Origin of the sequence: Gordonia sp. DT30 (genome assembly GCF_049844915.1) — a bacterium.
Classification (GTDB): domain Bacteria; phylum Actinomycetota; class Actinomycetes; order Mycobacteriales; family Mycobacteriaceae; genus Gordonia.
Window position 1 is genome coordinate 1 of record NZ_JBNCLY010000044.1, and the last position, 5753, is coordinate 5753.

Below are 5753 nucleotides of genomic sequence, written 5' to 3' on the forward strand. Positions count from 1 at the left end.
CCACATGCACCACACCCCGCACCGGCTCCCGATCCACCACCAACACCAACGCATCAAACAACCACAAAGGAACCGGAAAATCACGACGAAACTCCTCCACCACGGCATCGAATCGCTTCATATCCATCATCGAGATTCGAGTCGACCGATCAACAATCTCCTCGCCGCCCACCCATACCGCATGTGTGCCTACTCTGTGACCTGGACTGAAATGGTCCACTTTCATATACCTGTCCCACGGCCCCTCCGCCAGGCGCCCGGTGGCATTCACCACAATCTCCGCAAGCTCCGAACCCAATTCGCGTAACAGATCTTCCAACTCAGCCATCAATGTACGCCTCTCTCTGCTGCCGCAACCATCGCCAGAATCTGCTTCTTGAAGTACTGGCGCTTATAGCCCTGCGATGAATCGTTACCGAAGACCTGCTCCAGCTCAACTTTTTTGAGCAGAATGTTTGACTTCGCCGAGTATGCCTCACCTCGGACCGAAATCTTTTCCGGCCGCTCGCCCACAACCGGCGCATCCAGATCGATCTCCACCTCCACCCGCGCCCCGTACCGGGCGAAGTCGGACCACTCGTTTTCCATCACCCGATACGGCACCATGTTGAAATGCCCGTCCTGGGCGACAGTGCCCCATGTAGTGGTGGACTTCGGATCTGCTTCGCGTGAGCGATCTACGAGTCGTGTGTGAAGTTAGTCGGTTGGTTCGGTGGCGGCAAGCGCTTTGGCTTCAGCGTGTTGTTTGGCTTTGATCACTTTCCTCAGTTCGGTCATCGACGTCTCAGAGAGGTAGCGGCGCCCGACTTGCCATTCATCGTGTTGCTCCATCACCACGGCGGTCGCCAGGCGTAGGAACGCGGCATCGTTGGGGAAGATCTCGACCACATCGGCGCGGCGTTTGATCTCCTTGTTCAACCGCTCGATCGGGTTGTTGGACCAGATCTTCTGCCAATGTGTCTTCGGGAACTCACTGAACGCGAGCACATCGGCCTTCGCCGCCCGCATCATGTCCGCGACCGCCGGGAACTGTTTGTCGAGCATGTCGGTCACCGAATCCCACTGCGAGGCAACAGCATCAGCCTCGGTGTGCGCGAAGATCGTCTTGATCGCCGCCAGTACCGGAGGCATATGCTTGGCCGACACCTTCGCGGCGACGTTACGCATGAAATGCACCCGGCACCGCTGCCACGCCGCGCCGGTGAACTGCCGTCCGATCGCGGCCTTGAGACCGGCATGGGCATCAGAGATCACCACGTGCACCCCCGACAGGCCACGCGCACGCAGACTCTGCAGGAACTCATTCCAGTACTCGAACGATTCGCTGTCGCCGACCGACGTACCGAGCACTTCCCGGGTCCCGTCCATGGTGACCCCGATCGCCACGACCATCGCCCGGGAGACCACGTGCGCACCGACACGGACCTTGCAGTAGGTGGCATCGAGGAACACATACGGAAACTCGACATGAGCCAGCCTGCGTTCGCGGAACGCGGTGACCTGCTTATCGAGGTCCCCACAGATCCGTGACACCTCGGATTTGGAGATGCCGGTCTCTCCGCCGAGTGCCTTGACCAGGTTGTCGACGTTGCGGGTGGACGCCCCGTGCACGTAGGCCTCCATGACCACCGCATGCAAGGCCTGGTCGATCCGCCGGCGCCGCTCGAGCAGCTGCGGGAAGAACGAGCCCTCCCGCAGTTTGGGGATCTTCACCTCGATATCACCGGCCGCGGTCGTGATGGTCTTGTTCCGGTGCCCGTTGCGGTGGGTCGTGCGCCCCTCTGCGCGTTCGTAGCGGCCAGCCCCGATCGCCGCCGACAGTTCGGCCTCGATCAACTCCTGCAGGCCGTGCCGGATCAACTCCGACATCATCGTCTCCGGCATCGCCGCCAGTTCGTCAATCCGTGCCAGCAAGGCAGAATGGTCCTGGGTCATCGCGTCGTGTCCTTCCATGAGTCACTTTGGTCGGTAACTCATAGACCACTACGCGATGGCCCGCCCCAGTCACCACAGCGACACGCGCCCCGGCGACCCAAGCTCAGATCCAGCCCCGAAACCCCACCACCCCAGGGGACTTACCCTCCTGGGCGAACATGTTGCGCAACCCCTGGGCCAGCACGAACCGGAACCCGAACACGTGCCCACCCTGATCACCCTCGAACACCTCCTGCACACCCTGCCCCGACGCAGCAATCCGCTGCGCGGACACTTCCGCCGACGGCCGATCCACCCGATCGAACACCTCACCGATCACCACCTTGCCACCCACCGGCACCTCCAACCCGTTCTCCCCGACCGCCGTGATCATCGTCAACTCGTTACCACCGACACCCGTCGTCGTCTCGAACACCCGATGCTCCGGATACACCGGATGGGTACCCACCGGATATTCCACCTCACGCTCATGCCGCGCCACCTCCCGAAAATCAGGATGCTCCCTACCCAACCCCGCCGGATCGAGCCTCGGCTCGATACGCGCAGTCCACTCCTCGAACACTTTCTCCCGGACCGGCGTCCCCTCAGCACCCACCCCCAGATCCGGGCGATCGATCACACCGACCGGCTCACCACGCCCCGGGTCCAACCACCGTGACCGCGGACCCGCACCGACCTCACCCACCTCGAACGCCGCATGCAAACCCGCCTCCCCCACCAACGGGTGCACCGCAGAGCCATCAGGGTGGAAGTAGCCCGCAACCACCACACCGACGTTCTGTTCACCCCAATGCGGCGGCCACCCCAACCGCGCACCGGTGATCGAATCCACCAGATGCACCACCCCACCGTCATTCACCGCCACATAGGCGTGACCCCCCAACCCCTCCCCATCAGCAGCCCACCGCGACGCGATCAGCGCCTGCGCACCATCACCCAAACCGAGCAACGTGTCATGGATACCGCCATACGACTCCGCACCCGCCTCCGAACCGACCGCCTCGAACAAATCCCGCGCCGGAATCCCCTTCGCGGTCGGCTCATGCGGCAACACGAACTCCCCGCCCGTCGTCTCCGACAGATAATCGACGACGTCAGCAGCACACGTCTCCTCACCCGACTCCGGTACGTAACGCTCCCCGCCGGCGGCATGGCCACCAGATGCCACACCGGCGCCACCGAACTGCGAGCCGGAGACATCCCCACCCGCAGGACCGCCATCCTCGCCCGCCGGTGTGGCCACCGGCTCACCCGCAACACGCGGCGACCGCGCACCACCAGCATCCGACACCCCCGCCCGACCAGGTTCCGGGGCCGCCCGCCGCGGCCGCCGACCTCATCGACACCCCCAACCACGAGCACACCGACAACACCGTCGTCGACACCCCTGCTACACCAAAACCTCACCAACGTCGACGAAATCGGATTCACCCCACACCGAATCCATCGGCCCCCAATCCCCACCGCAATAGCCCGCTACCCCAACAACCTGGCCACCGAATCCGCCGGCGGCTCCCCCGACGACACCGCAAACACGCGACCATCATCAGCCACCAAAAAATATGTCCGATCGAGCCGAAACTCACCCGGCCGATCCCGCACAAACACCCGCCACCCACCATCCACCCGAGACACCACCGCATCCTCCACCACAAACCCCGACACCGGACTCCCTTCCACAAACGCCGCCACCCGAACCACCGCCGACGCCCCATCCGCCACCACAATCGGACGCCCACACACCACCGACGGCTCCGACAGCCCCAAAAACATCGCCGCCGCCCGATCCTGCACCTGCCCCGCCGTCGCCATCGACGCCTCAAACCCCGCCGCCACATCCCCACACACCACATGCACCACACCCCGCACCGGCTCCCGATCCACCACCAACACCAACCCATCAAACAACCACAAAGGAACCGGAAAATCACGACGAAACTCCCGCACCCGCCGGTTAAGTAGCTTAAAATCCTGCATAGAGATGTCGGCCGAGCGATCGACAATCTCCTCGCTCCCCACCCACACCGCTTCGGTGCCGACTTTGTGACCAGGACTGAAATGATCAACAGTCATATACCGATCCCACGGCCCCTCCGACAAACTTCCGGTGGAATTCACCACTATGTCCGCAAGCTCCGTACCCAATTCGCGTAACAGATCTTCCAACTCAGCCATCAACTCTCGCCTCGCTCTGCTGCTGCAACCATCGCCAGAATCTCCTTCTTAAAGTACTGACGCTTATACTGCTGCGATGAGTCATTACGAAATGTATCGTTTATCTTAACCTTTTGTAGCAAGACATTCGATCTTGCCGAGTACGCTTTACCGCGCACGGAAATCACATCCGATCTCTCCCCCACAACCGGCGCATCCAGATCGATCTCCACCTCCACCCGCGCCCCGTACCGGGCGAAGTCGGACCACTCGTTTTCCATCACCCGATACGGCACCATATTGAAATGCCCGTCCTGGGCGAACATGTTGCGCAACCCCTGGGCCAGCACGAACCGGAACCCGAACACATGCCCACCCTGATCACCCTCGAACACCTCCTGCACACCCTGCCCCGACGCAGCAATCCGCTGCGCGGACACTTCCGCCGACGGCCGATCCACCCGATCGAACACCTCACCGATCACCACCTTGCCACCCACCGGCACCTCCAACCCGTTCTCCCCGACCGCCGTGATCAACGTCAACTCGTTACCACCGACACCCGTCGTCGGCTCACTATGAAGCGGCAGCACCCCGACTCGACCTCACACCGAAAAACCCCACCCCCCACCGGAAGATAACCTGCTACCCCAACAACCTTGTGACCGCATCCGCCGGTGGCTCCCCCGACGACACCGCAAACACCCGACCATCATCAGCCACCAAAAAATATGTCCGATCGAGCCGAAACTCACCCGGCCGATCCCGCACAAACACCCGCCACCCACCATCCACCCGAGACACCACCGCATCCTCCACCACAAACCCCCGCACCGGACTCCCTTCCACAAACGCCGCCACCCGAACCACCGCCGACGCGCCGTCGGCCACCACAATCGGACGCCCACACACCACCGACGGCTCCGACAAATCCGCAAACATCTCAATCGCCCGACCCTTCACCTGCCCCGCCGTCGCCATCGACGCCTCAAAACCCGCCGCCACATCCCCACACACCACATGCACCACACCCCGCACCGGCTCCCGATCCACCACCAACACCAACGCATCAAACAACCACAAAGGAACCGGAAAATCACGACGAAACTCCTCCACCACGGCATCGAATCGCTTCATATCCATCATCGAGATTTCGGTCGGCCGACCGTAGATCTCATCGCGCCCCACCCACGCCGTATCCGTGCCGGCGCTATGGCCAGGGCTGAAATGCTCAATCGACATATATCGATCCCACGGCCCCTCTGCCAGGTGCCCGGTGGCATTCACCACAATCTCCGCAAGCTCCGAACCCAATTCGCGTAACAGATCTTCCAACTCAGCCATCAATGTACGCTCCTCTCTGCTGCCGCAACCATCGCCAGAATCTGCTTCTTGAAGTACTGGCGCTTATAGCCCTGCGATGAGTTATTAGCGAATTTCTGCTTCAGTTTGACATCCTTGAGTAACACGTTTGACTTCGCCGAGTACGCCTTGCCGATGACCGAGATCTTTTCCGGCCGCTCGCCCACAACTGGCGCTTTCAGTTTGATCTCCACCTCCACCCGCGCTCCGTACCGGGCGAAATCAGACCACTCGTTTTCCATCACCCGATACGGCACCATATTGAAATGCCCATCCTGGGCGAACATGTTGCGCAACCCCTG

At 61.8% G+C, this 5753-nt stretch carries 7 protein-coding genes and 1 pseudogene; all 8 read right to left on the minus strand.

Features of this window, described 5'->3' with window-relative positions:
- A pseudogene (locus tag ACLQ3C_RS21255) lies at nt 1–328 on the minus strand (hypothetical protein); the annotation flags it as partial.
- A complete protein-coding gene (locus tag ACLQ3C_RS21260) occupies nt 328–588 on the minus strand; it encodes a hypothetical protein (protein ID WP_425707084.1) in 261 nt (86 codons plus the stop codon). The pseudogene ACLQ3C_RS21255 and the gene ACLQ3C_RS21260, both read right to left, overlap by 1 nt.
- A 108-nt stretch (nt 589–696) precedes the next feature.
- Nucleotides 697–1935, minus strand: a complete 1239-nt coding sequence (locus tag ACLQ3C_RS21265) for an IS256 family transposase (protein ID WP_425707085.1) — start codon at nt 1933–1935, stop codon at nt 697–699.
- A gap of 103 nt (nt 1936–2038) precedes the next feature.
- A complete protein-coding gene (locus ACLQ3C_RS21270) occupies nt 2039–3178 on the minus strand; it encodes a toxin glutamine deamidase domain-containing protein (RefSeq protein WP_425707086.1) in 1140 nt (379 codons plus the stop codon).
- Between the two features lie 233 nt (nt 3179–3411).
- A complete protein-coding gene (locus ACLQ3C_RS21275) occupies nt 3412–4110 on the minus strand; it encodes a hypothetical protein (protein ID WP_425707087.1) in 699 nt (232 codons plus the stop codon).
- Nucleotides 4110–4634, minus strand: a complete 525-nt coding sequence (locus ACLQ3C_RS21280) for a hypothetical protein (RefSeq protein WP_425707088.1) — start codon at nt 4632–4634, stop codon at nt 4110–4112. Before ACLQ3C_RS21280 ends, ACLQ3C_RS21275 begins: the two co-directional genes overlap by 1 nt.
- Before the next feature lie 100 nt (nt 4635–4734).
- Nucleotides 4735–5433 (minus strand): hypothetical protein, encoded by a 699-nt coding sequence (locus ACLQ3C_RS21285; RefSeq protein WP_425707089.1) that lies wholly within the window; start codon nt 5431–5433, stop codon nt 4735–4737.
- A partial coding sequence (locus tag ACLQ3C_RS21290) for a hypothetical protein (RefSeq protein ID WP_425707090.1) occupies nt 5433–5753 on the minus strand: 321 nt, incomplete at its 5' end. The genes ACLQ3C_RS21290 and ACLQ3C_RS21285, both read right to left, overlap by 1 nt.

Excerpts from the sequence above, each read along its gene's own strand:
- ACLQ3C_RS21260 (WP_425707084.1), bottom strand. The coding sequence starts at position 588 with ATGGAAAACGAGTGGTCCGACTTCGCCCGGTACGGGGCGCGGGTGGAG.
- ACLQ3C_RS21265 (WP_425707085.1), bottom strand. The coding sequence starts at position 1,935 with ATGACCCAGGACCATTCTGCCTTGCTGGCACGGATTGACGAACTGGCG.
- ACLQ3C_RS21275 (WP_425707087.1), bottom strand. The coding sequence starts at position 4,110 with ATGGCTGAGTTGGAAGATCTGTTACGCGAATTGGGTACGGAGCTTGCG.
- ACLQ3C_RS21285 (WP_425707089.1), bottom strand. The coding sequence starts at position 5,433 with ATGGCTGAGTTGGAAGATCTGTTACGCGAATTGGGTTCGGAGCTTGCG.